A 26,538-nucleotide genomic window follows, 5' to 3' on the forward strand; every position below is an offset into this window, starting at 1 on the left:
CGGCATGTCCGGGGCCCGCATGCCCTGGCGCTGCAGTTCTGCCACCGCCCGTGCCTGCGGGGCGCTGATGTCGCAGATGGCGTCGTCGACCGCGCCCAGGAGTTCCTCCTCCTCGGTCGGCCCCCACAGGCGCCGGTCGGCGGGCGGCGCCGGCCGAGACGCCAGCGACTCGCTGCCGCCGCGCGCGCGTCGCCGCAGGCCCGCGAGGAGACGAAGGTTCCACCCGTTCGCCCGCAAGGCCTGGCTGGACCTCCAGCGCCCCGACGACGACGGCGCCGTCCGCTTCGGCCACGGCCGCTGCCTCAAGATCTGGGCCCTCACCCGGCCGAAGATCGACGCCGACTTTCTGCTCCTCGACGCGGCCCAGGACACCAACCCCGTCGTCGAGCAGATCTTCCTCGCCCAACGCGACCACGCCCAGCTGGTCATGGTCGGCGACTCCGCCCAGGCCATCTACCACTGGCGCGGCGCCAAGGACGTCGTGTCCGGCTTCGACGGCACCCGGCTCGCCCTGTCCCGGTCCTTCCGCTTCGGCCCCCGCCTCGCCGAGGAAGCCAACCGCTGGCTGCACCTGGCCGACGCCCCCATCCGTCTCACCGGCGAACACCGTGCCCACCGAACTCGGCCCCGTCACCCGGCCCGACGCGGTCCTGCGCCGTACCAACGTCGGCGCCATGGCCCAGGTCATGGAGCTGCTGTCCGGCGGACACCGGGTCGCGCTGGCCGGGGGAGGAGACAGCCTGCGCGCTCTGGCCCTGGCCGCCCGCGACCTCAAAGAAGGACGCCGCACCGCCCACCCGAACTGGTGCCGTTCACCACCTGGGGCGATCTGCAGGACTACGCCGCCTACGACCCCGCCGGCCGCGATCTGCAACCCCTGGTCGACCTGGTCGACACCCACGGCGCGGACGCCATCCTGGCCGCCGTGGCCCATCTCGCGCCCGAAGACCAGTCCGAGGTAGCCGTCTCCACCGCGCGCAAGGCCAAAGGCCGCGAATGGGCACAGGTGAAGATCGCCGACGACTTCACCCCGCCCTCCGACGGGCCGCCGGACGACACGGAGCAGGGAACCGTCCGCCGGACCGACGACAAGGAGGCCTGCTTGGCCTACGTAGCCGTCACCCGTACCCGGCGCCGCCTCGACATCGGCGGCCTGTCCTGGATCAACGAGCATCCGGAAGGAGCATCGGCCGGTCCTCAGCCACCGCGGTGATGCTCAGGGCGGGTTCGGGGCGTTCGGAGCCTCCGCCTGGAAGGTGCACGGGGGAGCAGCGTACGGATCGCAATGATCCGGGACGGGCGGCTGCCCCCTGTCGGTGACGGCACGTGCGAGAGCCCTCAATGGCCGCCCGCTGTCCACAGACGGCCCCCGGCAGGCTTCTTGAGCTATGAACATCAGCTCGCCGGGCATCGCCCGGAACAACAAGAAGACGCCGCGCTGCCAACGCCACGACGCCCTCCTCCGGCCGGAGGAGCATACCGAGTTCGCGGCCCGGTTCCCGGCAGGCCGCCAGGCGCAGATGGCGTTCCTCCCGGCCAACTACGCCGGCAACGCCTCCGTGGCCGCGGCGGTCTTGGGCGCTGGAGTGCGTACGGTGCGCCGCCACTGCCGAGGGCGGCCGCCACCGCCCGGGCTCCGGCTGCGCCGGGCCCTGCGCCGCCGTGTCGTCGACCTCGTGTGCCCGCGGCGCCTGTCCGATCGTGCGGTGGAAGAGGCGCGCCAGGCGAATCGGGAAGCCGGGCGCGCGGCCCGACGGCTTCCGCGTGATCGGGGCGGCATGGGTCGCTGACACCCGCGTGCCCGAGAACCTTCAGCTCCCTCAGAACGAAAGCTTTTCTGCATTAACGATAGTGAAAAGCTGACTCAGATGTGAAAGTTGCATGAATTCAGGTAAGATGGCGACATGGGATTGCGCTTGGAGGAGTCGCTGCGGCTGACGGTGGCCGCGTTGATGCAGGTGACGGGTGAATCGCAGCGGTCGGTTGCGGGGGTGCTGGGACTGACGCAGACACAGGTGTCACGCCGTCAGTCGGGCGCCGTCTCCTGGAGCCTGCGCGACGTCGACGCCCTGGCCGAGCACTACGGCATCGGCGCGCTGGACCTCCTGGCGGGTCCGACCAGAGCGTGCGAGGCGCTGCCCGCCGACCGGCGCCGTGCCGTGCGGACCGAAGCGAGGGGGACGGGCCGGTGAGCGACTTCGACGCGATCGACTCGCTGCTCGACGCCGTCGGCCCGCAGGCCGAACTCCCGCCCTGCCACGTGCGCCGCGAGCTGCGGGAGCGGGCTCGGCTGTCCAAGGCGCAGGTGGCACGCGCGCTCGGCGTGAGCCCGTCGACCCTCAGCGGATGGGAAAGCGGCCGGGACCCGGCCGGCGAGATCCGCACCAAATACGCCTACCTGCTGGACGGACTGAACGCCAAGCTCGCCACCGAGACCGAGACCGAGGCGGCGCCGGCTGCGGAGCAGCCCGTCACGTCAGGCACGGCCCCGACCGCCAGCCCCTTGTCTTCGCCGGACCTCTGCCTGGACGAGGACGGGGACGACGTGGAGCTGCTCGTCGTACCCGAGCCCTGTGTGCTGTGCGGCCGTCCGGCCGGACAACGCGTGGCGGGGTTCGCTCAGCACCTAGCCCCGGCCGACTGCCAGCCCACCGCCACCGGAGCCCCAGCTGCCCCGCCAGCCGGACAGCCCACCGCGCACACCCCGAAAGCGCCGCCGCGCACGAAAGGTCCGGCGCGTGCGACGGAGCGTTCCAAGGGCCCGGCCCGCCACGCGTTCCAGGAGCCGTCCGGCCCGGTCGACCTGATCCGCGAGGCCGTGCAGGGCGCGCTCGCCGAGCACCGGGGTGACGTCGACGCAGCCACGGCGGCACTGTTGAAGCGGGCGATCCCGGACGCGATGCGACTGCTGGACGAGACCCGCAAGGGCGCCCGCTACGACGTGATCGCGCACCCCTGGATCCCCGACATCCTCAAGAAGCAGACCGCGCGCGGCGCGGACCAGATCTGGGAAGCCCGCCCCAAGTGGACCCGTCACGAACTCCCGCCCGGCAGGCATGAGGTGACCGCGCTCGACATCAACGGCTCTTACCTCTCCGCCCTCAAGACGCACCTCCCCCTGGGCCAGCTCGAGCACTCCACCGGCCTCGCCCATGACCGCCGCCGCTCCGGAGTCCACCTGATCACCCCGCCCGAGTGGGGGCACGAGGCGGTGCTGCCCAACCCGATCGGCCAGAGGGACGAGCCCGGTCCCCTGTGGGTCACCGAGCCGACGCTGCGCCTCCTGCTGCGCCTGTCCGGCCCCAAGCACCAGCTGTGCGCGCCTCCTCAGATCCACGAGTCGTACACCTCCGGGACCACGGAGAACCTGCTCGAGAAGTTCCGCATCGCGCTGAAGGACGCCCGCGACACGGCGATCGAGCAGGGCGATACGGTGACGCTGGAGTACGTGAAGGCGATGTACTCGAAGTTCGTCTCCACGATGGGCGAGTCGAACTACAACCGGGAGCTCTACCGCCCGGACTGGATGCACCTCATCCGCAGCCAGGCCTTCGCCAATCTGTGGCTCAAGGCGCTCAAGGCCCATGACGAGGGCCTGGCCGTCGTCCGGGCGATGGGCACCGACGAACTCCACGTCATCGGTGACTGGCGCCGTGTCTTCGCCGAAGGCCGCGGTGTTACCGAGGTCAAGGTCAAGGACACGTACACCGCCGGAAGCGACGCCGCTGAGCATGCAGGCGAGGGGGAGTAGTGCCGGAGAAGAACATCGACTTCGGAAGGTTCGGCGCCCGGGGCATCAAGGGCAGCGACGCCGTCGCGCGCAAGCTCGACGAGCTCGCGGGCGGCATCGCCACTCCCGTGACCGCCAAGCGCGGCTGGACGGCGCGCCTGCACTACCTGACGAAGTCGGCCCAGACCTTGAAGGCCGCCCAGGACGCCGGGCTGACGGTGACGCACCGGACGCTGAAGGCGTGGTTGGGGGAAGACCGGCGCCCCTCCAAGTCCAACCTGAAACGCATTGACCAGGTGTACCGGGCGGTGCGCCGTCACTACGTCGCCCGCCATCTCCTCAGGCGCCTCAACCGCGACGGGCGCGGCACCCGGGTGGAGATCCACCCGCTCAACCAGTCCCAGGTGCCGCAGCCGCTGCAGCGGGTGGTGGAGTACCGGACGATGAACGTGCGCCGCTGGGACCGCATCGTCGGCTCCTGGGCGGCCGGCGACCATCAGGGCCTCGACGCCGCGTGGCAGGACACGATCGTCGACCTCGGCTCGCAGTGGGGCCAGTACGAGTACGTCACCAACGTCGGCTTCGCCGCATAGAGCCCGCGCCGAAAAGTGGTCTTCGGCGCCTGCTGTGATGGCGTACGGCGGGGGGACACCGACGCGGGGTGGAGCAGCTCGGTAGCTCGCTGGGCTCATAACCCAGAGGTCGCAGGTTCAAATCCTGTCCCCGCTACTGCCGAAGATGCCCGGATCCCCGCGATCCGGGCTCTTTCGCGTTCCTGGCACGCTCTCACGTCTGGCTTCTGCCCGGCAGGAGGCCAGGCCGCCCTTGCTGCCTGCCCGAGGTGATCGATCTCAGGCCGTTCTGCTGGACTCTCTACGGCGAACAGAGGAGTCCTCGGTGACGGTGCGCGGACCGCAGTGGCTGGTGTCTGCGCACAGTGCAGGGTTGGCATGTGCGCGGTCCGCGCTGGGAGAGGTGGGCCACGGCGCAGGTCCCGCACGGCACGGCGGCTCGGTGAGGGAAGCGGTAGTTCTACCGTGCGGTCGGCGACATGGCGCTGTGGCAGGGAGCGGGCGGGATTTCGGAACGTTTGGACGGGACGGCCGTGCCCCATCGGGTGGGATAGTCGGGGCCGCCGGGTGCGGCCGAAGTCGGATGAGGCAGGGCGAACGCCATGGTGACCTTGGCCAGCCCGTCGGTGGGCACGTCGGTTCGCGCAGCCTCTGCGGCCGTGCTGGATCCTGCCGCGCTGTCTGTCTCGCTCCAGCTGATGGGCAGCCAGGCGCTGCTGTTCTACCGCCTTGACGAGGAAGGATGCGCACGCCGCGCCCGCGTCTCAGCGGCCCGTCTGGACAGTCTCGATGCGCTGCAGACTCTTCTGGAGCTGCCCGTCGACGAGCCCGTCGCCCTCGCCTCGCTGCCCGCACGGCTGCGTTCGGCGGTACGGCGGCTTCCGGCCGGCGCCGCCGACGTCGATTGCCGTGAGGTCACCCGGCGCGCGGTGCGGCCGCTCACCATTGATCTCGCCGTGGTGCGGGCAAGTGCCGCTGGCGGGCGCGGAGGACTCGAACAAGCCGGCCGTTTCGCCCCCTTCTGCCGGCGCGCCCGGCCCCAGCGCAAAGAAGCTGAGCGGCTGGTCGATCGCAGGGCTGATTGCGGTGGTGTGGCTATGGAGCCAGCTCATCGGCTTCGGAGAGGCATCCCCGGCAACGCCGCAAACCCCTACACCATCAGTGTCAGCAAGCGTGGGCCGCTGATGCCCCGCCGCTCGCCCCCGCTGCGCCCGCCCCGAGGCGCCAGGGAACAGGCCGCCGCCGCGGCCGTAGCCTGCGCCGCACTCTGGCTGCTGGCCAAGATCGCCACAGCCACGTGGCAGGCAGCCGTCCGCATCTGGCCATGGCTCGCCCTCCTCGCAGCCCTCGCCCTCGGCTACGCAGCCTGGCGGTTCATCCGTGAAGTACGGGCCCGGAAGGTGCGGGCCGAGACGCTGGCCCGGCTCCGGATCACGCTCGCGCAACTCGATGCCATGGATGACCGGGCCTTCGAATTCGCACTGCGTGACCTGCTCCTCCGGGACGGCTGGAACGCACGGCAGGTCGGCCGACGAGGAGACCAGGCCGCAGACGTCATCGGCGAAGACCGCCAACGCGGCAGGATCGTCCTGCAGGCCAAGCACACCACCGTCGCCGGCAAGGTCGGCTCATCCGTGATGTACCAGGTCAAAGGAACCGCAGGCCCCGTCCACGGGGCCGATACCGCAGTCGTGGTCACCAACGGCTCCTTCACCCGGGACGCCGAAACATGGGGCGAACGCCACCAGGTGCACTGGGTCGACCGGGACCGCCTGCGCCGGTGGGCCGAACACGGCACACCCCTGCAAGACCTTCTGCGCCTGCCCACGGCACGCAAGACAGCCTTCCGCCGGGCTGCCTGAAACCAAGCGGAGAAAGCCCGACCCCGAGCAATCGCCCACTATCCGCAACCGACGACACCGATCACAGGGCGCGCACGGCTCTCAGCGCGCCCCCGCCAGAGCAGAGACACTGCGCCGCGCCCCTGCTGTACGCGAGAATGAAGCGAGCCAGCCCCTCACGTATACCGAGGAACCGCGCGATGACCGCCAGCCCCACCGCCGCAGAACACACCGGGCGTCTGGTCCTGCGCACGGACCAGCAGGAGGGCCTCGCCAACACGGTCCGCCACCTGCGCCGCCCGCGCACCCGCGGGCACGCCGTCTCGGCCTGCGGCACCGGCAAGACTCTCTTCGCACTGCGCGTAGCCGAGGAACTCGGCGTGCGGCACCTGGCGGTGGCGGTGCCCAGCCTGGACCTGGTCGTGCAATGGGCGGCGGCCGCCCGCGCGGACGGCCGCCGCGAGCCGATGATCATCGTCTCCTCGCTGCGCGCCGCCTCCCACCCGCTCCTCGCCGAGGCCGAGGTCGACTCGGCCAACGCGGGGGAGTACCTGGCCCACTGGCTCGGCCGCCACCCCAAGGCGACGGTGTTCTTCACCTACGACTCGCTGTCCAAGATCGAAGAGGCCCAGCACTCCGCAATCTTCCCCGCCCCCCTCTTCGGCCTGCTGATCGTGGACGAAGCCCACGCCACGGCCGGCACCTGGGAGAAGAAGTGGACCGCGCTGCACGACAACGAGCGCATCCCTGCCGAGCGACGCCTCTACCTCACCGCCACCCCGTACGTGTGGGAAGCCCCCCGCCTGACCGAGCCCCCCACCACCAGGGCGCAACCCAAGCGCACCACCGCCACCGCACCCGCCTGGGACGACCCGGCCCTGCTGGCGACCATGGACCAACCGAAGATCTTCGGTCCCCGCCTGCACACCTACTCCCACGCCGACGCCATCGACGACGGCGTCCTGGCCGACTACCAGCTCGTCGTCCCCACCGTCACCGACACCGAACTGCGCACCGCGCTCACCGATCCGCAAGCCGGGCCCACCGCGCGCCGCACCACCGCCCTGCACCTGGCCATCCTCAAAGCCATGCGCGAGCAGGACCTGCGGCACGTGTTCGTCTACTTCCAGCAGATCGCCGACGCCGCCGACTTCGCCCGCCAGTTCGCCCACACCCTGCGCACCCTCCCCGACGAACTGCGCCCCGACTGGGCGGGCGAGACCGTCGTGCAGTCCATCGACGGCACCCACAGCTCCCACCGGCGCGCCGACATCATCGCCCGCTTCACCGACGCCGAACGGGGAGTACTGGCCAACGCCAAGATCCTCGGCGAAGGCGTCGACCTGCCGGCCGTCGACGGAGTCGTCTTCGCCGACCGCACCGCCAGCGTCCGCCGCATCGTCCAAGCCCTCGGCCGCGCCCTGCGCAAACCCCCCACCCTCAAGACGAAGACGGCCAGCCTCGTCATCCCCGCCTACATCCCGCCCGGCGCGGACCCCACCGACCTCCTCGGCACCCCCTACGAGGCTCTCTGGCTGGTCACCGCCGCCCTGCGCCACCACGACCAGACCATCGCCGCCCGCGCCCCACGGGCCAAGAACCAGCACCCCGCCCGCGACTCCCACACCTACATCACCCGCCGCTTCCGCTTCGACCACACCCTCGACCCTTCGGCGATCGCCCGCGCCCTCGACCTGCTGGTGTGGCCCTCCAGCGGCGCCGTCCTGTCCGCCCCCCGCCGCGCCGGTCTCGCCGCCGCCATCCGCTACCACGCCGAACACGGCCACCTGCGGGTGCCCGCCGACTACGAGGACGCCTACGGCTATCGGCTGGGCTCCTTCATCACAGGCCAGCGCACCGCCTGCCGCGCGGGCGCCCTCGATGCGGCGTGGATCGCCGAGCTGGAGGCGCTCGGCATGGTCTGGGACGAGCACGAGGCCCTCTGGCAGGGTCACATGGCCACCGTCGAGGCCTTCCACGCCGAGCACGGCCACCTCGCCGTCCCCGCCCACCAGCCCGGTGGCCAGTTCCTCGCCGACCAGCGCACCGCCGCCCGCAACGGCCGTCTCGCCCCCGCCCGCGACGCCGAACTCACCGCCCTTGACCCGGACTGGAAACTCCCGCACGGCCCCGACTGGCACCGCAAGTACCACGTCATCCGCCGCCACATTGAAGCCGGCGCCCACCCCGCCACCCTGACCCGCGACACGGTCATCGCAACGGTGAAGGCCGGCAGCTGGCTGCACCGCCAATTCACCACCTGGACCCAACTCGCCCCCGGGCAGCGCGACCTGCTCACCCGGATCGGCCTCACCCCCGGCCAGGCTCCCCCCAGCACCGGCGCCCCGAGGCGGCGCACCTTCGCCCAGACCGTGCGGATCCTCGGCCTGTTCGTCGAGCGCTGGGGACGCACCCCCGGCGCCCGCGAGTGGATGGAGGTCGACGGTGAACGCGTCATGATCGGCCCCTGGCTCGCCAAGGCCCGCACCAGGCTGAACGCCGGGCAACTCCCGCCCGGCCAGACGCAGATGCTGACCGCGACCCTCGCCGAGCACGGCATCGAGGCAATCTCCGCTCCTGGCACCACCGAGCCCGAGAACGGGCGAGGACCGGCCGCCGAGCTCAACTCGGTCGCCAGTCCTCGTACTTCGTGCTGCCCCGCGTGATCGGCTGGGGAGCGGTGTCATGGCATGGGTCTTGTTGCAGAGCGTGGCGGAAACCAAGGGAACGCTGCGCAGGCGGGGTCCATGATGGGCGTTCTGGCCGTCTATCTGACAAATCCGCTAATGATCACTGAGTGAGCGATGGGCCTGGCCTGGGAATCTAGTGATCATTCAGGATTCCTTGCTGTGAGGCTTCGGGTCCCTGAGCTGTGGTTTCTATGCAGCTTCGGACGTGGGGGGAGGTCCTGAGGTGCAAATCTAGTGACCATTTCAGAATGTAGTGATCAGTGCGGGATTTCTTTACTGCTGCGCCGGCTCAGGCGAAGGGTATGCGCTGGCCTGGCGGGTCCTGGCTGCGGGGGAGTGTCGGCCCTGCGGCGGTGCCAAGGCCAAGCGTGTGGCCTTCCTGGGGGCTGACCAGAGCCGGGCCAGCTGTATCGGTCCGGGACGAGGGAGTCCTTCTCCACGCGGCCGCGCCCGCGGCCCCCGGCTCGACGGCGCCCCTGGCCCGTTCGGTCAACGCGCTCATCCTGTGGTCGGGATCCTCAGCGCACCTGAGTAGTCACCGCTCGTCCGGAAGTAAACCCGCAGGACAGCGGGTTCCATCGCCGGAGACGCAACGCGTCTGGCGGCCTTGGACGCTTCCGGCGGGAGTGTTCTTCCTGGGATCGGCATGAATCTGAAGGACTGGCGGAGGCGGATGTTGAGTATGCGCTACTCACATGTCCGCGGTGTCGGCCTGATATCGATGGATACATGCGCCGAGTAATGCAGAGCAGGTTGGGCGGTCCGGATGTTCTCGAGGTTGTCGAGGTTGATGTGCCGCAACCTGGACCGGCAGAGGTCCTGGTCGAGGTAAAGGCCGCCGGCGTGAATCCGGTCGACTGGAAGGTGCGCACCGGGGGAGGCTTGGGCGAACCGCCCTTCTCTGTCGGCTGGGACGTCTCAGGAGTGGTGGCGGCCGTCGGAGCCGGTGTGACGCGCTTCAGGCCGGGAGACGAGGTCTTTGGAATGCCACGGTTTCCGGCCGAGGCAGGAGCGTACGCGGAGTTCGTGACCGCTCCGTCGAGACACCTTGTTCTCAAGCCGCCCGGCATGAGCCATGTCCAAGCGGCGGGCCTTCCCCTGGCGGGTCTTGCCGCTTGGCAGGCGCTGGTGGCGGTGGCTGGGGCCGCTGTCGGAGAGCGGGTACTCATTCCGGCCGCGGCGGGAGGCGTCGGCCACCTCGCCGTTCAGATCGCCAAGGCTCACGGTGCCTACGTCATCGCGACCGCTAGCGGAGCAAAGCACGACTTCGTAAGGGGCCTTGGCGCCGATGAGGTCATCGACTACAGGAGCTCTGAAGTGAGCTCCCAGGTGAGAGACGTCGATGTCCTTCTGGCTACCATCGCTGGGCAGATCCGGGACCTGGCTGAGGTGTTGGTGCCCGGTGGCCGAGTCGTCGCACTCAACGGCGCCGATGCGGACACGGTTCAATGGGCCGCGCAGAACGGTCTCCGAGCCGACTTCATGCTGGTGGAACCTGATCGGGCCGACCTGGAAACCCTGGCTTCTCTCGCCGAAGGAGGTCGGATCACGGTCCACATCGATCGCACATTTCCTCTTGAACGGGTGATCGACGCCCACCGCCTGGGCGAGGAGGGTCGAACCACAGGGAAGATCGTTCTGATTCCGTAGATGAATGCAGGCGACAAGGGCGTGCCGTGCTGCAAGCCGGTCGACGTTGTCGGTGGAGGGGGGAGGTGTGTCCCCCTTACGACCTGGTGCGCGATTGGGGTCGGCCGTCCGTAGTGGAGGATGGCCCTATGCATGCTCTCTTCGACAGTCCCGGGCTCCGTCGCGTCTCGCTGGGCGAGTACCCCTTGTGGGACGAGGCTCTTGCGCTCCTCAACCGGGACTTGGCAGTGACTCTTCCTGGGCAGGGGCCCCTGCAACTGGTGGCCCAGCCTTCCTACGAGGCGGGCGAGCCGGAGTATGTCTACGTTGCGCTGGCCAGTGGCGAGTGGCACGGCGGTCACCTGTACCCAAAGGTGGCCGAAGACCCTGCTCATGCCTTGGCGATCGTCGCCGACGCCGCGCAGGATACCGTCGCTGAGCGTCTGTGGCAGGCGTGGCCCCTGTGCGTCGAACACAACCTGGGCATGCATGCGCGCGAGGCGGAGGGGCAGCTCTCCTGGTGGTGCGCCGGAGAGCGGCCGCGTCTCGGGCCGGCCCACATCCGTGCGGCCGTGGGCGCGCTCGACACCTCCTGAGCCGCCCGCATCGCCGCAACCGCAAGCGATGGAGTGCAGATCGACGTCATGTTGCGCGGCAGTCGCAGCGGGTGCGCCGTGACGTGAAGGGGGCCGTGCGGGTTGGGTGTTCATATGACGCAATACCTTGGCCGCAGGGCCCTTGTCCCATCCCGTCTTCACCGGACTTCAGCACCGTCGACTCGGCGCGCTGATCGGCGAGTCGGCTCATGCGTGGATGGCGTCCGAGGAGGGTCGACTGCACAACCGCAGGGGTCGCGGGCGTCTGAGGGCAGTCGGAGCCGGCCCGAACCATCAGTGGGTGTTCGCCGACCGGATCATCGCCACCCTGATCGTCCTGCGGTTCCAGCTTCCTCATACAGCTCTGGCTGTTCTCTACGGCGTGGACCGCTCAACGATCACCCGGGCCGTCCATGAGATCCGTCCACTGCTGGCTGCCCGCGTCTTCGCTGTGCCAGGACACCAGACCTGCGGCTTCCCACCTGTCCGGCCAGGAGGCCGCGTTGAGTTCGCCGGCAGGACTTCAAGCGACCTCTGGCGTGCCCGCCTCCGCCGTCTGCCGATGCACCTCCCGCGCGTGCGCAGGAATCTGTGTGGAACGCCGGGGTGCGCCGAGCATGTCGAGAGCCACCTCCGCGGCGGCCAGATCCTGGACGCCGAGGCCGATGAGCTTGCAGATGGTGATCTCCTCGTCGTTCTCCCGGCCGGGTGCCGATCCGGCGAGGACCTCACCGAGCTCCGCGTCGACCCGGCGGTCCTCTTCCGCAAGCCGTGACAGATCGCCGTGGACGGCGGTGAGTTCACGGCTGTCGACCACGATCCGGTCCGCCCGCCTCAGGCTGTCGGAGGTCAGCTCCGCCTTCGTCGGATCGTCGGCGCCCACCGCGTTGATGTGCACCCCGGGTGTCAGCCATGACGCGCGCACCAGCGGTTCGGTGCTGGAGGTCGCCGTCACCACTACGTCGGCGCCGTCGAACGCGGCCTGGGCGCTGTCCACGCCGATGACGCGCAGATCCGGCCGCCTGGCATGCAACGCGGCGGCGAGCGACTGGACGTGGGACGCGCGCCGTCCCCACACGCGTACCTCGCGCAGCGGGAGTTCGTCGGCCACGGCCAGCGTCTGGAGGTAGGCCTGAGCGCCGGTGCCGATGACCCCCAGGACGCGGGAGTCGCGCCGCGCCATCATCCGCGCGGCGAGGGCTCCCGCGGCGGCCGTCCGCACGTCCGAGAGGTGGTGCTCGTCGTCCAGGAGCGCCCGCAGGTCACCGGTCGCCGCGTCGAAGACGGCGACGACGCCGCTCCCGGGCGTTCCTGCGCGACGTGCACGCTCGAGGAACCACGAGGCGACCTTGACGGTGAAGACCTGCCGGCCGGGCAGCCACGCCGACTTCACGTGGACGTCGCCGTCGGGACCGGCAGGGGCGAACACGGCCACCGGTGCGTCCCCGAGCCCTCGGCTGTAGTCGCGCAGGGCGGCAGCGACGGGCTCCAGCACGTCCCCGTAGCCGACCGTGCTGCGGATCTCCTGCGGCCCGAAGTAGGCGGGTCCGCCGATCACTGCGGCAGCCCTTCGAGGCGCCCCTGGGCGACGACGGCGACCTCTCCGCCGACCCGCACGGAGGCGATGTCCTGCGGACCGCCGTGGGCGCTGATCGTCATTTCGCTGGGGCGGCCGCAGAACTGGCCCTGGCGCAGCACCTGTTGGTCGCCGTCCCCGAGCCGTCCGTGCCGGCGGAGGTAGGCGGCCACACACCCTGCCGCGCTGCCGGTGGCCACATCCTCGACGACGCCGTCGTTGTTCCAGTGCCGTCCTTCCAGGGCGTCGGCGTCCAGAAGGTAGGCGAACTGCGCTCCGACCCGGGCCAGCGGTCCTGCGATGTCGGACGGGATCCTGGCCCGCTTCAGCGCTCCCGTCCGTACGGGAACGATCAAATAGTGCAGCCCGGTCGAGACGACCTCGGGACGCAGTTCGGCGTGCAGGTCCTCCTCGTCCAGGCGGAACCAGGAGGCCAGGTCTTTCAGCACGGGCCGTCCGAGGAATTGGGGAGGGCCCTGGTCGAGAACGCTCGCGTACCTGCCGCGGTCACGGCGCTCGGTGACGACCTCCACCGTGCGCGCCTTCAGCTCGAGCGTCCATGTACGGCTGGTGTCGCCGCCCGCCATGGCATGCAGAACGCTTGCCGCCCCGATGACCGGATGTCCGGCGAAATCCAGCTCCTCACTGAGATCGAACACCCGTGCCCGCCATGCGTCGCCCGCCTCCTCCTTCTGATCCAGGAAGATGGATTCGAAGTGACGCATTTCCTCGGTGATCCGCTGCATTTGGGATCCGTTCAGGCCTGCTGCACCGGGAAAAACAGCAAGACTGTTCCCGCTGAAAGGCGTTCCGCTGAAGACGTCGACATGAAAGTAGTGCATGGGCCGACGCTACCGATGGGCTGAAACGAGCGGAACCCTCCCCCTGAACAGAGGGGGCATAGCATGTCGTTATGGCCCCCGATCTCGAAACGGCACTGCTGCGCGCATTCGTCAGCTCCGTGCGGTCCGGAAGCATCAGCCGGGCCGCCGCGGCCCTCGGCCACAGCCAGCCCGCTCTCAGCAACCAGCTCCGCAGGCTCGAACGCACCGTGGGCCAGCGGCTGCTGCACCGAGGGACGACCGGCGTGTCCCTGACCAAGTCCGGAGAGATCTTCCTGCCCTACGCCGAGCGGATCCTCGCTCTCTGCGCGCAGGGGCTCGCGGCGGCCGGCCCGGTCGTCACCGGACGCTGCGGTGTGGGGTTGATGGAGGACTTCGTGACGCCGTCGCTGGTCGAGGCGCTGAGCGATTTCAGCGGCCTCCACCCGGGCGCCAAGCTGGAACTGGTGACAGGCCCCGGACCCCTGATGAAGCAGTCCCTCGCCGAGGGGCGGATCCAGCTGGCCCTGTGCGACCCCTTCTACCTGGCCGAGGCGCCTCGCTGGACGGCACGCCTCCCGCTGGCTTGGTCGGCTGCGCGGACCTTGGACATGCGCCGGGACCCACTGCCGCTCGTGCTCTTCTCCCAGCCGTGCCGCTGGCGGATTCCCGTGTTCGACGCCCTGGAAGCCGCGGGGATCCGATGGGACGTCGTCTTCGAGAGCACGGCTCTGGGCGCAGTACAAGCCGCCGTGCGTGCCGGCCTCGGCGCCACCGCGCTGCTCCCGGCGAACGTGGAACCGGGGACGGCGACCGATGGGCTTCCTGCCCTCCCAGAGGTCGAGATCGCCCTGACCCGTCACACCGGGACAGACGGCGACCCGCTCCTCGATGCCGTGGAGAACCTCCTGAGGCGACTGACCGACCTCGCGGCGTCGACAGGCTGAAGGACGAAACCGACGCCAGGTCCGGCAGTGGGAAGACAAGACGGTCCGCCCCCGTCGCCGCCCACGAACGAAACGTAGGCGAGATGAATGTGAGTCCCACCGCCGTCCGGATAGGCCGTAATTGCTTACGCTCGCCGGCCTCGCGTTTGAATCCATTCTCTCGCCATGCGCCGGCAGGGCTGTCGGTCCCATTCGAGAAAAAACCAGTTCAATTGGTCATGGCCGACGCCGGACTGAGTCTTCGGCTTCACAGAGCAACGCGTTGATCGGCTTCCGGGCGCTCGTCGACTGTCGCGTCAGGGCTGGAAGACGTGAGGGGTGCGAACGAGCTCGAGAGCTTTGCTCCCTCGATGTCGATGTCCGGCAGGAGCGCGTCCAGTCGACGGGGCAGCCACCAGGCTTTCTGGCCCAACAGGGCCAGGACTGCGGGAACGATGGCCATGCGGACGACGAAGGCGTCGAAGAACACCGCGATGGCCAGTCCGAAACCGATCATTTTGATCATGGGCTCACCTGAGCCGATGAAGCCCGCGAAGACAGCGATCATGATGACGGCGGCGGCTGTGACCACCCGCGCGCCGTGCCTGAAGCCGGTGACGATCGCCGTGTGGGGCTGCTCGCCGTGTACGTAGGCCTCGCGCATCCGGGTGACCAGGAAGACCTCGTAGTCCATGGCCAGTCCGAAGACGACGCCCACCATGAAGATCGGCATCATCGAGACGATGGGCCCGGTCTGCTCGACTCCGAAGAGGGAGCCCAGCCATCCCCATTGGAAGACCGCCACGACGGCGCCCAGTGCGGCGGTCACCGACAGCAGGAAGCCCAGCGCTGCCTTGAGGGGCACGAGGACCGAGCGGAAGACGATCATGAGCAGGATGAACGCCAGCCCTACGACCAGTGCGAGGTAGGGCACCAGCGCGCTGTTCATCTTCTGCGAGAAGTCGATGTTGAGGGCCGTGGTCCCGGTGACCAGGACGTCGTGTCCGGTCTCTCTGCGGATCTCCTGGACGAGATGTTCGGTGGACTCGGAGGAAGGACGGTGTGCGGGGACGACCGTGATGACAGAGGTGTCTCCGGCGGCATTGGCCGTGGGCGCAGTGATGACCGCGGCGCCCGGGATCTTCTTGAGGGCCGTCGCCGTCTGGTCGGCTGCCGTCCTGTCTCCGTCGACGACCACCAGCAGCGGGCCGTTGACGCCGGGCCCGAAGCGGTCGGACAGCAGGTCGTATGCCTTGCGCTGGGTGGTGCTGGCGGGCTGCGCCCCGTCGTCGGGCAGGCCGAGTTCCAGGGACGAGGCGGGAAGGGCGAGGGCCCCGAGCCCCAGCACGCCCAGCAGGAGCACGTGCCGGGGGCGCCGCAGGACGAAGCGTGCCCAGCGGGTGCCTCCATTGCGTTCACGGCGTGCTCGAGGTCTGTCGCTCTTCTTGCGGCCGGTGATCCGCTTCCCTGCGAACCCGAGGAGTGCGGGTATGAGGGTCAGGGCGATCAGGACGGCGATGAGTACGGTGCCGGCGGCGGCCAGGCCCATTTTGGTCAGCCCGGGGATGCCCACCACGGACAGGCCGGCCAGGGCGATGACCACGGTCAGACCGGCGAAGACGACGGCGGAGCCCGCGGTGCCGACAGCGTGGCCGACGGCTTCCTCGCCTTCTTTGCCCTCGGCTGTTTCCGCTCGGTACCGGGAGACGATGAACAGGGCGTAGTCGATTCCCACGGCAAGCCCGATCATCATCGCCAGGGTGGAGGTGGTGGAACCCAGATCCAGCACGTTGCTCAGCGCCGTGATGGTGGAGATGCCGATCCCGACGCCGACGATGGCCGTCATCAGCGGCAGACCGGCCGCCGCCAGGGAGCCGAAGGTGATGGCGAGGACGACGCCGGCGATGACGACGCCGATGATTTCGCCCGCGCCCGGTTCGGGCGCCACGGCGAGGGCATCGCCGCCGATCTCGACTCGCATGCCGTCGTGCTCCGCCCGCGCACCGGCCTCGTTGAGCGCCTCTCGGGTGGCATCCGTGATCTGCGGTGCGGTGGCGTCGTAGGTGACGGTCACGAACGCGGTCGATCCGTCTTTCGAGACTGCTCCGGTTTCGTACGGGTCGGCCACCGAGGCGACCTGAGCGGACCCGGCACGCAGGTCCTCGATCACCTCCTGCACCGCGCTCTGCTGCGCTCTTGCGGTGATCTGGGTGTCCGCAGGGGCCCGCAGGACGACGCGAGCCGTGGCGCCGTCGGCATGACTGTCGGGCATGCGCCGCTCGAGCAGATCGAGGGCCCTTTGTGACTCCGTGCCGGGCAGGGAGAAGGACGACGACGTGGCGGTGGACGCTGTCGCTGCGCCCAGGCCCACCAGGGCCAGAAGGGCCAGCCAGAGGAAGACGACGATCCGGCGTCGTCGGAACGCCAGGCGGGCGAGTCTGTCGAGGTAGGCGGCCACGGGAACTCCCGGAGACTTCGGTGGGCGGAGGGAACAGAGTTGGCCTGCTGCGGCGCGCAGCCGCTTGAGCAGCTTGCTTTCCGAACCGGATGAGCATCCGGCCGGGCGGATTCCCCCAGTGCCGATGCTTCCGGCCCCGGCTCCCACGCGACTGAGTAAACGGTGCCTATGTCGCAGGTCACCCGGTCGCCGCTCAGAAGACGTCCAGGTGCGGCAGGGCTCAAGTCGCCGGCCGGACCCCGGCGGCGCAACGGCCGTCGCGAGTACGGCAGGTGGCGCCGCCGAGAGGGAATGCAAGCCCCCGCCCCCTTCGCGCCAACGACTGTGGGCCAACGCGTGTTGACTCTCGCTGGAATTTCGAGCATCCTGTCAACGAGCGTCGGCCAACGCCTGTTGACCTGCTTCCCGGATCAGAAACGGAAGGCTCCGCCATGAACGCCACCGCACTTCCCGCCCGCACCGAAGTCGCCGTCGTCGGCGCGGGACCGGCCGGTCTCGCACTCGCCGTCACGCTCGCTTCCGCGGGCATCGACTTCGTTGTCCTGGACAAGCTGGCGGAGGGTGCCAACACTTCGCGCGCCGCCGTTGTGCATGCCCGCACGCTGGAGGTCCTGGACGAGCTGGGAGCCTCCGAGGAGCTGATCGCGCGAGGCGTCAAGGTCACCCGGTTCGCCGTCCGCGACGGCGCGCGCCGACTGCTGACGGTGCCGTTCGACACGCTGCCCACGCCCCATCCGTACACGCTGATGGTTCCGCAGTACGAGACCGAGAGCGTGCTGCTGGACCGGCTGCGGGCGCTCGGCGGCGACGTGCACCGCCCCTACGAGGTCGCCTCCGTCGTCCAGGACGAGGAGGGCGTGACGCTCACCATGACCACGGGCGAGACGCTGCGCGCCGCCCACGCCGTCGGCGCCGACGGCATGCACAGCACCGTGCGCGAGGCGGCGGGCATCGGCTTCACCGGCAACGCCTACGCCGAGTCCTTCGTCCTCGCCGACGTGGTGATGGACTGGGTCCCCGGGCCGGACGAGGTCTCGCTGACCTTCGGCACCTTGGGGCTCGCCGTCGTCGCCCCGCTTCCCGGCGGCCACTACCGGGTCGTCGCCACCGTGGACGACGCGCCCGCCTCCCCGGACCTCGACTTCGTCCAGAAGCTGCTCGACGAGCGCGCCCCCGGCCAGGCCGAGGTCACCGGTCTGGCATGGTCGTCACGGTTCCGGGTGCACCACCGGGTAGCCGACCACTACCGCGCCGGCCGTCTGCTGCTGGCCGGCGACGCCGCCCACGTGCACAGCCCCGCAGGCGGCCAGGGGATGAACACCGGCATCCAGGACGGCTACACCCTGGGCCGGGCGTTCGCCACCGGCCGGCTCGACGGCTACGAGGCGCAGCGCCGCCCCGTGGCCCAGCGCGTGGTCGCCTTCACCCACCGCATGACCCGCGTGGCCACCACGCGCAGCTCCGTGGCCCGCAGTGTCCGCAACATCGCGCTGCCTCTGCTGGGACATACCCCGATGCCCAGGAAGCTCGCCACCGAGCTCGCCGAGCTCGACTACCGCTAGAGATCGCCCTCCTCGCCGCCGTGCAGGGTGAACTGGCCTGCCCGGCACGCCGACACAGGAAGAAGGGAAGAAGGAACGTGCGCCGGACCGAACGGCCATCGCGCTTGCACGCAAGCCCGTGGCGGCATCGACGGACACCGGGAAGCCAGTTGTGCCCCACTGCAGCTCGGGTCGGCGAAGAGCCCCTCACCCGGATGCCGCCTGCAGGTACGTCGTGGGACTCCCGCCGCGGCAGGTTCGCCGCGGGACGTCTCAGACCGTCACCTCCTCGAAAGTCAGCACCTCGTGGCCGGCATCCCAGAGCAGGTTCAGCAGAGCGCGGACCGATGCCTGATCCATGGCTTCGGCGACCAGCACGGTGCCGTCCGTGCCGGGCGTGGACACGTGGTCGAACCGTGTCAGGATCACGTCCAGCAGGGAGCGGGCGATCGGTCCGCGCAGCGTCAGCTCGAAACGGGTACGGGTCATGCCGTCCAGAGAACCTGCGGCCCGGGTGCCCGCGCACCACCCGCTCGAAAAGAGCACCCCGGGTGGCCTCAGATCAGGCCAAGATCGCGCGCAGCTGCGACGGCGTCGTGCCGGGAAGCGACGCCGAGCTTGCGGTAGAGGCTCTTGTTGTACGCCTTGACCGTGTTGATCGACAAGAACAGCTCTGCGCCGATCTCACGCTGGGTCGCCGGCCCCTGCAGGGCCCGCAGGATCGACAGCTCCCTGTCGGTGAGCTCCTCCACAAGAGCACCCGAGCGTACGCCGGTGCGGGCGCCGGCCCGGCCCAGCCGCGCTTCGCTCTCCTCCAGCCGCCGCGACGCGAACGCACTCACCGGCTCCTCGTCCACGACCTCGCGGGCCCGCGACAGCGCCGCACGGGCCGCCGACCGGTCGCCGCAGGCGAGTTCGGCGTCGGCCAGGTACACCAGCCCGAGGAACAGCACCGTCGGCCGCGGGTGCAGTTCTGCGAGGGGGACGACCCGCCGCAGCAGGACGGCGGCCGCCTCCATGCGGGCGTTCTGGTAGCTGCGCCTGGCCTGGGCGATGCGCAACGGGGCCAGTCCTGGCGTGCTCGCCTCGCGTCCGTCGCGCTCCACGGTGTCGGCGAGCGGGCCGGCCTCACGCATGACCCGGTCGCACTCCTCGCCGCGGCCGGCTTCGACAAGGCTGATCATCAGCGTTCCGGCGCCCTGGACAACGAGCGACGGCGGCCACGCCTTGCGGTCGCGCGGCGACGACCACAGGTCGAGCAGCAGGGTCGCCGCCTCGTCGAAGCGGCCGTCGCGGGCCAGCATGGCCCCGAGCGCCGCGCGCACGGTCGGATGCCCGGCCCCGCCGCCCTCGGTCTCCAGTGCGAGCGCATGGCGCACCATGACGACGGACCGCGCGGACTCGGCATCCGACATGCCGAAACCCGCACGCACACAGAGCACGGCACTGCGGAAGTCGTGCCAGCCGGGGACGACGGTGGCGCAGGTGCCACTCGCCTCGCAGACGTCCAGCCAGCGGTTCACGCCCGTCTGATCGCCGCACAGCGCCGCCGAGTACGCCAGCGAAAACGCCAGCGCCGGGCCCACCACCCGGGCGGACAACTCCTCGCCGAACTTCAGGTAGGTGGCAGCCTCCCCACGGGGGAAGAACCACGTCTCGGCGTTGCGCAACATCAGCTCGGCGGCGGCATCGTCGCGGCCGGCCCGCAGCAGGTGGCGTACCGCGTCGTCGATCCGGTCCTGTGCCGCGAACCAGTCCGCGGCATGGCCGAGAACCTCCTTCGGGTCCGTCATCGTCTCGACTGCCAGAACATCCCGCAGCAGACGATGGCACCGGTACCACCGCTGTTCGTCGTCCAGCGCGGCCACGAAAAGATCCGCCCTGACCAGATCGGCCAGCACTGCGGCCGAACCCGTCACCTGCAGCGCGGCGTCACACAGCGAACCCGAGAGCCGTTCGAGCGGCGCAGCCCGCACGAGCAGGTCACGCTGCCTGGGCTCGAGAGCGGGCAGCACCTCGGCCGCGAAATAGTCCAGCAGATGCCGATCACCGGCGGGCGCCTTCGCCGGGTCCGCGCGCAGCGCGAGGGCAGCCAACTGCAGCCCGGCAGCCCACCCTTCCGTCCGCTCCCATACGCCTGCCGCGGCCGCGCCGTCGAGGTCGTGCCCCGACACCGCCGACAACAGGGCAGCCGCCTCGTCCCGCGAGAACCGCAGCTGTGCCGCCCGCAACTCCGTCAGGTCGCCACGGGCCCGAAGCCGCGCGATCGGCAGCGGCGGATCCGTACGTGCGGCGATCACCACCCGCAACGAGGCGGGCAGGTACGTCACGAGGTACTCGATCGCCTCGTGGATCCGCGGATCGGCGAGCAGGTGGTAGTCGTCGAGCACCAGCACATGCGGTACCGCGGACGCGGCCAGCTCGTTCAGCAGCATCGGCAGCGCAAGGTCGATCGGGGGGACGCCGGCCGCGTCCAACGCCTGAAGCGGACCTGCGCTGATCACCCCGCCGGCGCCGCGCAGCGCGGTGAGGACATAACTCCAGAACCGCACGGGCTCGTCGTCGCTCTCGTCGAGCGAGACCCACGCGAGGCGACGCTTCTCTTCGGGATCCGCCGCCCAGCCGCTCAGCAGACTCGTCTTGCCCCAGCCGGCGGGCGCCACCACCACGGTCAGCCGGGTCTCGGCCAGACGCAGCTGCCGCTGCAGGCGTTCGCGCGGGACCGCGCCGGCCCGGGCCGGCGGAATCACCTGTTTCACCGTGAGCAGTGGCCGCGTAGGTATCTCCGACGTCACGACGCTCCCGACCTGCGGCGCCCAGCACCGCAACCCGACGCCGATTCTGCCAGCTCCACCACCCCGGGTACATCTCGCGGCGGGGTGGTGCGCGAGCACCCTGTCCCGCGCGAATCTCCTGCCACGACCGGGGCCGCGCGACAGGAGAGACGCAATGGCCACGAACACTGCCACACAGGATCACCCGGAAATAGCCCTGACCCGCAGAGACGGGCTGAAGCTGGCCGGCCTCGGCCTCGGCTCGGTGGCGGCACTGGGCGTAGGCGTCGGCGGAGTCCGGGCCGTCAACAACGGCGCCTTCAGCGCCGGATCCGGCGATCCGTACGACCTCTGGCACGACTGGAGCTCGATGACCGGCATCGAGCGGGTGGTCGCCGCCGGCGTCCTCGCGTGCAACCCGCACAACACGCAGCCCTGGCGAATGATCGTCGACGGCGACGCCATCGACGTCCACTCCGACCCCAGCAGGAGGATGCCGCTCAACGACGCGAGCGGCCGCGAACACTTCGCCGGCCTCGGCTGCGCCGTCGAGAACATGGTGATCGCCGCCGGATCGGCCGGCGCGACGTCGCAGGTCACCCTCTTCCCGCACGGCCCGGCCTCGGACCACGTCGCGCGCATCGCACTCAGGAAGGACCGCACCGGACAGGACCGTGACCTCGCCGCCGCGATCCCGCACCGACACACCAACCGCGGCCCGTACACATCCGCACCCGTCGACCTGAGCGGCTTCACCGAACAGAGTTCCCGCATCGAGGGAGCGAACGTGCTGTGGATCGCCGACAGGACGACGCGCGAGCAGCTGGGCCGGCTCTACGTCGAGGCCACCGAGGCGATCACCGCGGACACCGCGCAGTCGACGGAGGCCTTCAGCTGGTTCCGCAGCGCGCGCAGCAGCATCGACAAGCACCGCGACGGGCTCACCCTCGACGCCCAGGGCCTCGGCGACCTGGCCCTGTTCGCCGCGAAACTCCTCCCCGCACAGTCCCGCACGGACGGCGACGCCTACTGGGTCAAGGCCACCCGCGAGGTGCACACCGCGACCGCCGCCGCCTACGGCGTGATCACCGTCGACGACGTCGCCGACCGAAGCGCCCAGGTCAACGGCGGACGGCTGCTGGCCCGGATGCACCTCACCGCGACCGCACTCGGCCTCGGCCTGCACCACATGAACCAGATCACCGAACGCATCGACCGCGACAAAGCGGCCGGCAACCGCGACGTCTTCTCCGCACGCTGGGCCGCCCTGCTCGGCCGTCCCGCCTCGAGCGGCCTGCTGTCCTTCCGCATCGGCCACCCCGAGCGCACGCCGGGCCTCAGCCCGCGCCGCAGCCTCGAAGACGTCGTCGCCAGCTGACCACTGCCCAGGCGGTGAGTCCAAGCGCACCGCCCGCTCACCAGGTTTCACCCCAAGGAGGTTCCCCCATGACCGGCGCCATCATTTCGGACCGGACAGGCGGACCGGTGCGCACCTTGCGCCCCGGTGCCGTCCTGGCCGTGACCTGCCTGGCACTGGCGACCGTCGTATCGGCGATGGCTTCGCTGAGCGTGGCGTTGCCCGACGTCGCCCGCGAGACGCACGCCAACCAGACCCAGCTGTCGTGGATCATCGATTCCTACAGCCTGATCTTCGCTTCGTTCCTGCTGTTCGCCGCGACCCTCGGCGACCGCTTCGGCCGTCGCAGGGCACTGCTCGGCGGCGTCGCAGTGTTCGGCGCAGTGTCGCTCGCCGCGACCTTCACGACCGAGCCGGGCGTCCTGATCGCCCTTCGTGCGGTGCTGGGCGTGGCAGCCGCGTTCGTCATGCCCGCCACGCTGTCCACGATCACCAGCACGTTTCCCCGAGCCCAGCAGGCGCGTGCCATCAGCATCTGGGCGGGGGTCGCGGGCGCCAGCGCCGCGCTGGGACTGCTCGCCTCCGGAATACTGCTCGAGGCGTGGTCGTGGCGATCGGTGTTCTGGCTGAACGCCGTCATGGCGGCGGTGGCGTTCATCGGCACCTACCTCTTCGTGCCGGAGTCCGCGCAGCCGGGCAGGCAGCGCATCGATGTGACCGGAGCGGCTCTCACCGTGGCGGGACTGGGCGTGCTGGTCTACTCGGTCATCGAGGCGCCCGAGCACGGCTGGGGCAGCACGCGCACCCTGGCAGGCATAGCCGTCGGGCTCGCCGTCCTGGTCGCCTTCGTCGCCTGGGAGCTCAGGCACCCGCACCCCCTGCTCGATCCGCGGCTGTTCCGCAACAAGCTGTTCGCGGCCGGGTCGGTCTCGACCACACTGCAGTTCTTCGCGTTCTTCGGGTTCATCTTCGTCACCATGCAGTACCTCCAGCTGGTGCGCGGCGACAGCGCACTGATGGCCGCGGTGAGCGTGCTGCCGATGTCCGCGGCGATGATCCCCAGCGCCCGCCTCAGCCCGCTCCTGGTCGCCCGGCGAGGCATGCGAGGCCCCTGGACCGTCGGCCTCGTCCTGGTCACCACCGGCCTGGTCGTGCTGGCCCAGCTCGACGCCGGCAGTTCGTACTGGCTGGTCGTCGGCGGGCTCCTGCCGCTCGGTGCGGGCATGGGCCTGGCCACGACGCCGGCCACCGCGGCCATCACCGACGCCCTGCCGCCGCGTCTGCAGAACGTGGGATCCGCCGTGAACGACCTCTCACGCGAACTCGGCGGCGCCCTGGGCATCGCCGTCCTCGGCAGCCTCATGAGCGCTCAGTACCGTGACTCCCTCGACACCGGCGGCCTCCCCGCCCCGGTCGCGGAAGCAGCCCGCTCCTCCCTCGCCGCCGCCAACCACATCGGCCACGCCACGGGCAACCCGGCACTGATCGACGAGGCCCGCGACGCCTTCGCCTCCGGCATGCAGCTCTCTCTCATCGGCGGCGCCGCGACCACCCTCCTGGCCGCCGTCGTCGTCACCCTCCTGCTGCGCCGTCCCGGCAAGCCCGGCACGGACCAGGCAGAGACGCCGAACAGCGGCACACACCGCGACACGGCGAAGTCGACTGCGTAGCCACGGCCAACTGCCCGACGGCCACCACGACCTACGGCGCGAGGGCCGCACCCCGCCGCCCCGCGCCGTACCAGGAAGGAACCGGCCATGACGCTGCCGCCCCCTCAGCCGCCGCACCAGCCCCGCCCTCCGCACCTGCCCGAACCCCTGGTGGCCCTCACCCGGGCCTTCTCCCTGCTGGGCAGACGCGGGACCGGGCTGATCATCACTGCCCTCGCCAGGGGTCCGGCCGACGTCGCCCAGGTGCGCGAGCGCCTCCCCGGCCTCAGCGAAGGCGTGCTCACCCGGCGCCTGCGCGAACTCACCACCCTCGGCCTCGTGACCCGAACCGCCGCGCCGGACACGCCATCACGTTCCCGCTACGCGCTCTCCGCCCACGGCAAGGCCCTCCTCATCCCCCTGGCGTCCCTGGCCGTCTGGGCGGAGGACCACCTCTCCGCCAACGCCCCTGAGGCCAAGACCGGTCGCAGAAGGCAACCGGGGCGCCCGGCTCAGGTTCCTGGCCTCCACCAGCGCCATACGCACGCAGCTGGCCGAGGGCACGTCCGTGAAGGACGTGAAGGCGAGCAGACGGCGAGGCCGGCGCCGCGAGGGCTTCGTGACAGCAGGCGCGCCCGAGCCTCGCTGCGCGCGTCACGCCTGGGGAACCGGTAAAGCGCCTCGACGACCTTCGCCCCTTACACCCGATCCCGCCTCACTTGAAGGAGTCAGATGCCCACGCTCGATCGTCACGACGACGTTTTCGTCCTCGACCTCGGAGACGGCGAGAATCGCTTCCACCCCGACTGGCTCGCCTCCGTCGCCACCGCACTGGACAAGGTCGAGAAAGAGAGCGGCCCGCGCGCTCTGGTGACCGCCGCACAGGGAAAGTTCTACTCCAACGGCCTGGACCTGGACTGGCTGCTGGCCCACCTGGACGAGCACCCCGACTACGTCGTCCGCGTCCAGGAGCTCTTCGCGCGCATGCTGTCCCTGCCGATGATCACCGTTGCGGCTCTGCAGGGACATGCCTTCGCGGCCGGAGCGATGTTCTCCCTCGCTCACGACTTCCGCATCATGCGCGCAGACCGCGGGTACTGGTGCCTGCCCGAGGCGGACATCGACATCCCCTTCACCCCCGGCATGTCCGCACTCATCCAGGCCCGGCTGGGCCCGCACACCGCGCACCGGGCCATGCTCACCGCGCACCGCTACGGCGGACCCGACGCGGTGGCCGCCGGCATCGTCGACCGAGCAGTCGCCGAGGACGACGTACGCACGGCAGCCATCGCACTGGCCCAGGCGCAGGCGAGCAGAGCGGGGGCCACCCTCGGCACCATCAAGGCCCGCATGTACGCCCCGGCCCTGGCCACGCTGCGCGACACCACCCTTCCCCTCAGCTGAAGCGCCGTACACGCCACCGCGCCGGCCAATGCAGGCCGTCGCGAAGGAGCAGGCGCGGCACGTCCGCGGCGCGTCGTTGCAGACCCCGAGGTCCACCTCACTCCTCTCGAGGTCCACCTCACTCCTATAGGGGCCACGGGCACCGGAGCGTGTGAATGTGTCCTTTGGCGCCTGGCATGTGCGAGCTGCGGTGGCGGACCTTGGAGGTGTAAAGGGCCCACTCTCGACAGCCTCCCCACCGGAACCATGGTGCTCGGAACCGGCAGGCACTCGGAAGCACTGGCCAAGGACATCCAGGGGGGTCTACCTTCAGCGGCGACGAATTCAGGGGAGTGGTCGGCAGGTCCAAGGGGAAGCCGATCACCCTGTGGAAGACCGAGGTATCGAACGTCTTGCGCGACAACGGCAAGGTCGAATTCAGCTTGAAGGATTTCGGCGGGGATACCCCGGCTGAGCAATATGCGCTCGCCTATAAAGCCTGACGACGGGCGACTGGGCGGGCACTCAGTGAGAAATGGGTAAGGTCGGTCTCCAGATATAGCTGGGGAACTTCGGATGACGAAGAATCACGTTCTACAGCAAAGAAGGCAAAGCAGTGCCGTGGAATGAGATGGAGTGGTTGCGCGCTGCCGCCTGCGTGGGCGAGGACCCCGAGCTGTTCTTCCCCGTGGGCACCACCGGGCCGGCGCTGCGGGAGGCCGCCGCCGCCAAACGCGTCTGCGCCCGCTGCCCGGTGAGGGCCGAGTGTCTGTCCTACGCCCTCGGCACCGCACAGACGTCGGGTGTGTGGGGCGGGACCGGCGAGGAGGAACGCGCGGAGCTGCTCCGAACCGCCAGGTATGAAGCGACGAGGAGGAGTCTCGCCCGAACCGAGCTGGGACGCACTGAGCCCTTTCCGACGGCGTCGGCTGGGCAGTTGATCTGACAGACGGATGAAGCCCCTGGTAGTTGGGTTTTCCGCCAAGAGAACCGTC

At 70.1% G+C, this 26,538-nt stretch carries 21 protein-coding genes, 1 tRNA gene and 2 pseudogenes; 19 read left to right on the plus strand and 5 right to left on the minus strand.

All coding sequences use genetic code 11. From position 1 onward, the window contains the following. Positions 1–223: 223 nt before the first annotated feature. From OG562_RS45620 to OG562_RS45670, 11 genes and pseudogenes are all read left to right on the plus strand, one after another. A pseudogene (locus OG562_RS45620) lies at positions 224–1,213 on the plus strand (UvrD-helicase domain-containing protein); the annotation flags it as partial. Between the two features lie 175 nt (positions 1,214–1,388). Next, entirely contained in the window at positions 1,389–1,790 is a 402-nt protein-coding gene (locus OG562_RS45625; protein ID WP_266408821.1) for a hypothetical protein, read from the plus strand. 114 nt (positions 1,791–1,904) lie between these two features. Further along, entirely contained in the window at positions 1,905–2,192 is a 288-nt protein-coding gene (locus OG562_RS45630) for a helix-turn-helix domain-containing protein (protein ID WP_266408823.1), read from the plus strand. Then, complete coding sequence (locus OG562_RS45635; protein WP_266408825.1) at positions 2,189–3,751, plus strand: helix-turn-helix transcriptional regulator; 1,563 nt, start codon at positions 2,189–2,191, stop codon at positions 3,749–3,751. Before OG562_RS45630 ends, OG562_RS45635 begins: the two co-directional genes overlap by 4 nt. Next, the gene (locus tag OG562_RS45640; protein WP_266408828.1) at positions 3,751–4,323 is read left to right on the plus strand and encodes a transcriptional regulator; all 573 of its coding nucleotides are present in this window, start codon (positions 3,751–3,753) and stop codon (positions 4,321–4,323) included. The genes OG562_RS45635 and OG562_RS45640 overlap by 1 nt, the downstream gene beginning before the upstream one ends. A gap of 62 nt (positions 4,324–4,385) precedes the next feature. After that, positions 4,386–4,459, plus strand: a tRNA-Met gene (locus OG562_RS45645). Positions 4,460–5,486: 1,027 nt separating this feature from the next. Further along, entirely contained in the window at positions 5,487–6,164 is a 678-nt protein-coding gene (locus OG562_RS45650) for a restriction endonuclease (protein WP_266409866.1), read from the plus strand. A 179-nt stretch (positions 6,165–6,343) separates the two neighbouring features. Next, complete coding sequence (locus OG562_RS45655) at positions 6,344–8,809, plus strand: DEAD/DEAH box helicase (RefSeq protein ID WP_266408830.1); 2,466 nt, start codon at positions 6,344–6,346, stop codon at positions 8,807–8,809. A gap of 753 nt (positions 8,810–9,562) precedes the next feature. Next, positions 9,563–10,483, plus strand: a complete 921-nt coding sequence (locus OG562_RS45660) for an NADP-dependent oxidoreductase (protein WP_266408832.1) — start codon at positions 9,563–9,565, stop codon at positions 10,481–10,483. Positions 10,484–10,611: 128 nt separating this feature from the next. Next, on the plus strand, positions 10,612–11,058 hold the full coding sequence (locus tag OG562_RS45665; RefSeq protein WP_266408833.1) for a hypothetical protein: 447 nt from the start codon (positions 10,612–10,614) through the stop codon (positions 11,056–11,058). A gap of 217 nt (positions 11,059–11,275) precedes the next feature. Further along, positions 11,276–11,488 (plus strand): annotated as a pseudogene (locus tag OG562_RS45670) (transposase family protein); the annotation flags it as partial. A gap of 93 nt (positions 11,489–11,581) precedes the next feature. Here OG562_RS45670 and OG562_RS45675 read toward each other — a convergent pair. Together OG562_RS45675 and OG562_RS45680 are read right to left on the minus strand one after the other, a co-directional pair. Next, positions 11,582–12,616, minus strand: coding sequence for an ornithine cyclodeaminase family protein (locus OG562_RS45675; RefSeq protein WP_266408835.1), 1,035 nt, complete (start codon positions 12,614–12,616; stop codon positions 11,582–11,584). Beyond that, on the minus strand, positions 12,613–13,476 hold the full coding sequence (locus tag OG562_RS45680) for a PhzF family phenazine biosynthesis protein (protein ID WP_266408837.1): 864 nt from the start codon (positions 13,474–13,476) through the stop codon (positions 12,613–12,615). The genes OG562_RS45675 and OG562_RS45680 overlap by 4 nt, the downstream gene beginning before the upstream one ends. A 71-nt stretch (positions 13,477–13,547) precedes the next feature. Here OG562_RS45680 and OG562_RS45685 point away from each other — a divergent pair, with 71 nt between their 5' ends. Then, positions 13,548–14,402: a LysR family transcriptional regulator gene (locus OG562_RS45685; protein WP_266408839.1), complete on the plus strand. Its 855-nt coding sequence runs from the start codon at positions 13,548–13,550 to the stop codon at positions 14,400–14,402. Positions 14,403–14,649: 247 nt separating this feature from the next. Here OG562_RS45685 and OG562_RS45690 read toward each other — a convergent pair whose 3' ends face one another. Further along, positions 14,650–16,839 carry an MMPL family transporter gene (locus OG562_RS45690; protein WP_266408840.1) on the minus strand — a complete coding sequence of 730 codons (2,190 nt, stop codon included), beginning with the start codon at positions 16,837–16,839 and terminating at the stop codon, positions 14,650–14,652. Positions 16,840–17,270: 431 nt separating this feature from the next. On the opposite strand from OG562_RS45690, the gene OG562_RS45695 reads away from it, so the two are divergent. Further along, a complete protein-coding gene (locus OG562_RS45695) occupies positions 17,271–18,401 on the plus strand; it encodes an NAD(P)/FAD-dependent oxidoreductase (protein ID WP_266408843.1) in 1,131 nt (376 codons plus the stop codon). A 252-nt stretch (positions 18,402–18,653) separates the two neighbouring features. Here OG562_RS45695 and OG562_RS45700 read toward each other — a convergent pair whose 3' ends face one another. Together OG562_RS45700 and OG562_RS45705 are read right to left on the minus strand one after the other, a co-directional pair. Further along, positions 18,654–18,869 (minus strand): hypothetical protein, encoded by a 216-nt coding sequence (locus OG562_RS45700; RefSeq protein ID WP_266408846.1) that lies wholly within the window; start codon positions 18,867–18,869, stop codon positions 18,654–18,656. 68 nt (positions 18,870–18,937) lie between these two features. After that, positions 18,938–21,130, minus strand: a complete 2,193-nt coding sequence (locus OG562_RS45705; RefSeq protein ID WP_266408849.1) for a LuxR C-terminal-related transcriptional regulator — start codon at positions 21,128–21,130, stop codon at positions 18,938–18,940. A 199-nt stretch (positions 21,131–21,329) separates the two neighbouring features. Here OG562_RS45705 and OG562_RS45710 point away from each other — a divergent pair, with 199 nt between their 5' ends. The 6 genes from OG562_RS45710 (at position 21,330) to OG562_RS45735 (ending at position 26,489) form a co-directional block, all read left to right on the plus strand. Further along, the gene (locus OG562_RS45710) at positions 21,330–22,532 is read left to right on the plus strand and encodes a hypothetical protein (RefSeq protein WP_266408851.1); all 1,203 of its coding nucleotides are present in this window, start codon (positions 21,330–21,332) and stop codon (positions 22,530–22,532) included. A 68-nt stretch (positions 22,533–22,600) separates the two neighbouring features. Further along, positions 22,601–24,181: an MFS transporter gene (locus OG562_RS45715; protein ID WP_266408853.1), complete on the plus strand. Its 1,581-nt coding sequence runs from the start codon at positions 22,601–22,603 to the stop codon at positions 24,179–24,181. A gap of 87 nt (positions 24,182–24,268) precedes the next feature. After that, a complete protein-coding gene (locus OG562_RS45720) occupies positions 24,269–24,835 on the plus strand; it encodes a helix-turn-helix domain-containing protein (protein WP_266408856.1) in 567 nt (188 codons plus the stop codon). A gap of 57 nt (positions 24,836–24,892) precedes the next feature. Then, entirely contained in the window at positions 24,893–25,564 is a 672-nt protein-coding gene (locus tag OG562_RS45725) for an enoyl-CoA hydratase-related protein (protein ID WP_266408859.1), read from the plus strand. Positions 25,565–25,896: 332 nt separating this feature from the next. Next, the gene (locus tag OG562_RS45730; RefSeq protein WP_266408861.1) at positions 25,897–26,046 is read left to right on the plus strand and encodes a hypothetical protein; all 150 of its coding nucleotides are present in this window, start codon (positions 25,897–25,899) and stop codon (positions 26,044–26,046) included. Between the two features lie 128 nt (positions 26,047–26,174). Further along, on the plus strand, positions 26,175–26,489 hold the full coding sequence (locus OG562_RS45735) for a WhiB family transcriptional regulator (RefSeq protein WP_266409868.1): 315 nt from the start codon (positions 26,175–26,177) through the stop codon (positions 26,487–26,489). Positions 26,490–26,538: the final 49 nt, after the last annotated feature.

It is taken from the genome of Streptomyces sp. NBC_01275 (genome assembly GCF_026340655.1).
Classification (GTDB): Bacteria; Actinomycetota; Actinomycetes; order Streptomycetales; family Streptomycetaceae; genus Streptomyces.

Coding starts and splice junctions, on each gene's coding strand:
- OG562_RS45685 (WP_266408839.1), top strand. CDS start 13,548: ATGGCCCCCGATCTCGAAACGGCACTGCTGCGCGCATTCGTCAGCTCC.
- OG562_RS45715 (WP_266408853.1), top strand. CDS start 22,601: ATGACCGGCGCCATCATTTCGGACCGGACAGGCGGACCGGTGCGCACC.
- OG562_RS45725 (WP_266408859.1), top strand. CDS start 24,893: ATGCCCACGCTCGATCGTCACGACGACGTTTTCGTCCTCGACCTCGGA.
- OG562_RS45660 (WP_266408832.1), top strand. CDS start 9,563: ATGCGCCGAGTAATGCAGAGCAGGTTGGGCGGTCCGGATGTTCTCGAG.
- OG562_RS45680 (WP_266408837.1), bottom strand. CDS start 13,476: ATGCACTACTTTCATGTCGACGTCTTCAGCGGAACGCCTTTCAGCGGG.
- OG562_RS45720 (WP_266408856.1), top strand. CDS start 24,269: ATGACGCTGCCGCCCCCTCAGCCGCCGCACCAGCCCCGCCCTCCGCAC.
- OG562_RS45700 (WP_266408846.1), bottom strand. CDS start 18,869: ATGACCCGTACCCGTTTCGAGCTGACGCTGCGCGGACCGATCGCCCGC.
- OG562_RS45695 (WP_266408843.1), top strand. CDS start 17,271: ATGAACGCCACCGCACTTCCCGCCCGCACCGAAGTCGCCGTCGTCGGC.
- OG562_RS45665 (WP_266408833.1), top strand. CDS start 10,612: ATGCATGCTCTCTTCGACAGTCCCGGGCTCCGTCGCGTCTCGCTGGGC.
- OG562_RS45735 (WP_266409868.1), top strand. CDS start 26,175: ATGGAGTGGTTGCGCGCTGCCGCCTGCGTGGGCGAGGACCCCGAGCTG.
- OG562_RS45655 (WP_266408830.1), top strand. CDS start 6,344: ATGACCGCCAGCCCCACCGCCGCAGAACACACCGGGCGTCTGGTCCTG.
- OG562_RS45650 (WP_266409866.1), top strand. CDS start 5,487: ATGCCCCGCCGCTCGCCCCCGCTGCGCCCGCCCCGAGGCGCCAGGGAA.
- OG562_RS45630 (WP_266408823.1), top strand. CDS start 1,905: ATGGGATTGCGCTTGGAGGAGTCGCTGCGGCTGACGGTGGCCGCGTTG.
- OG562_RS45625 (WP_266408821.1), top strand. CDS start 1,389: ATGAACATCAGCTCGCCGGGCATCGCCCGGAACAACAAGAAGACGCCG.
- OG562_RS45710 (WP_266408851.1), top strand. CDS start 21,330: ATGGCCACGAACACTGCCACACAGGATCACCCGGAAATAGCCCTGACC.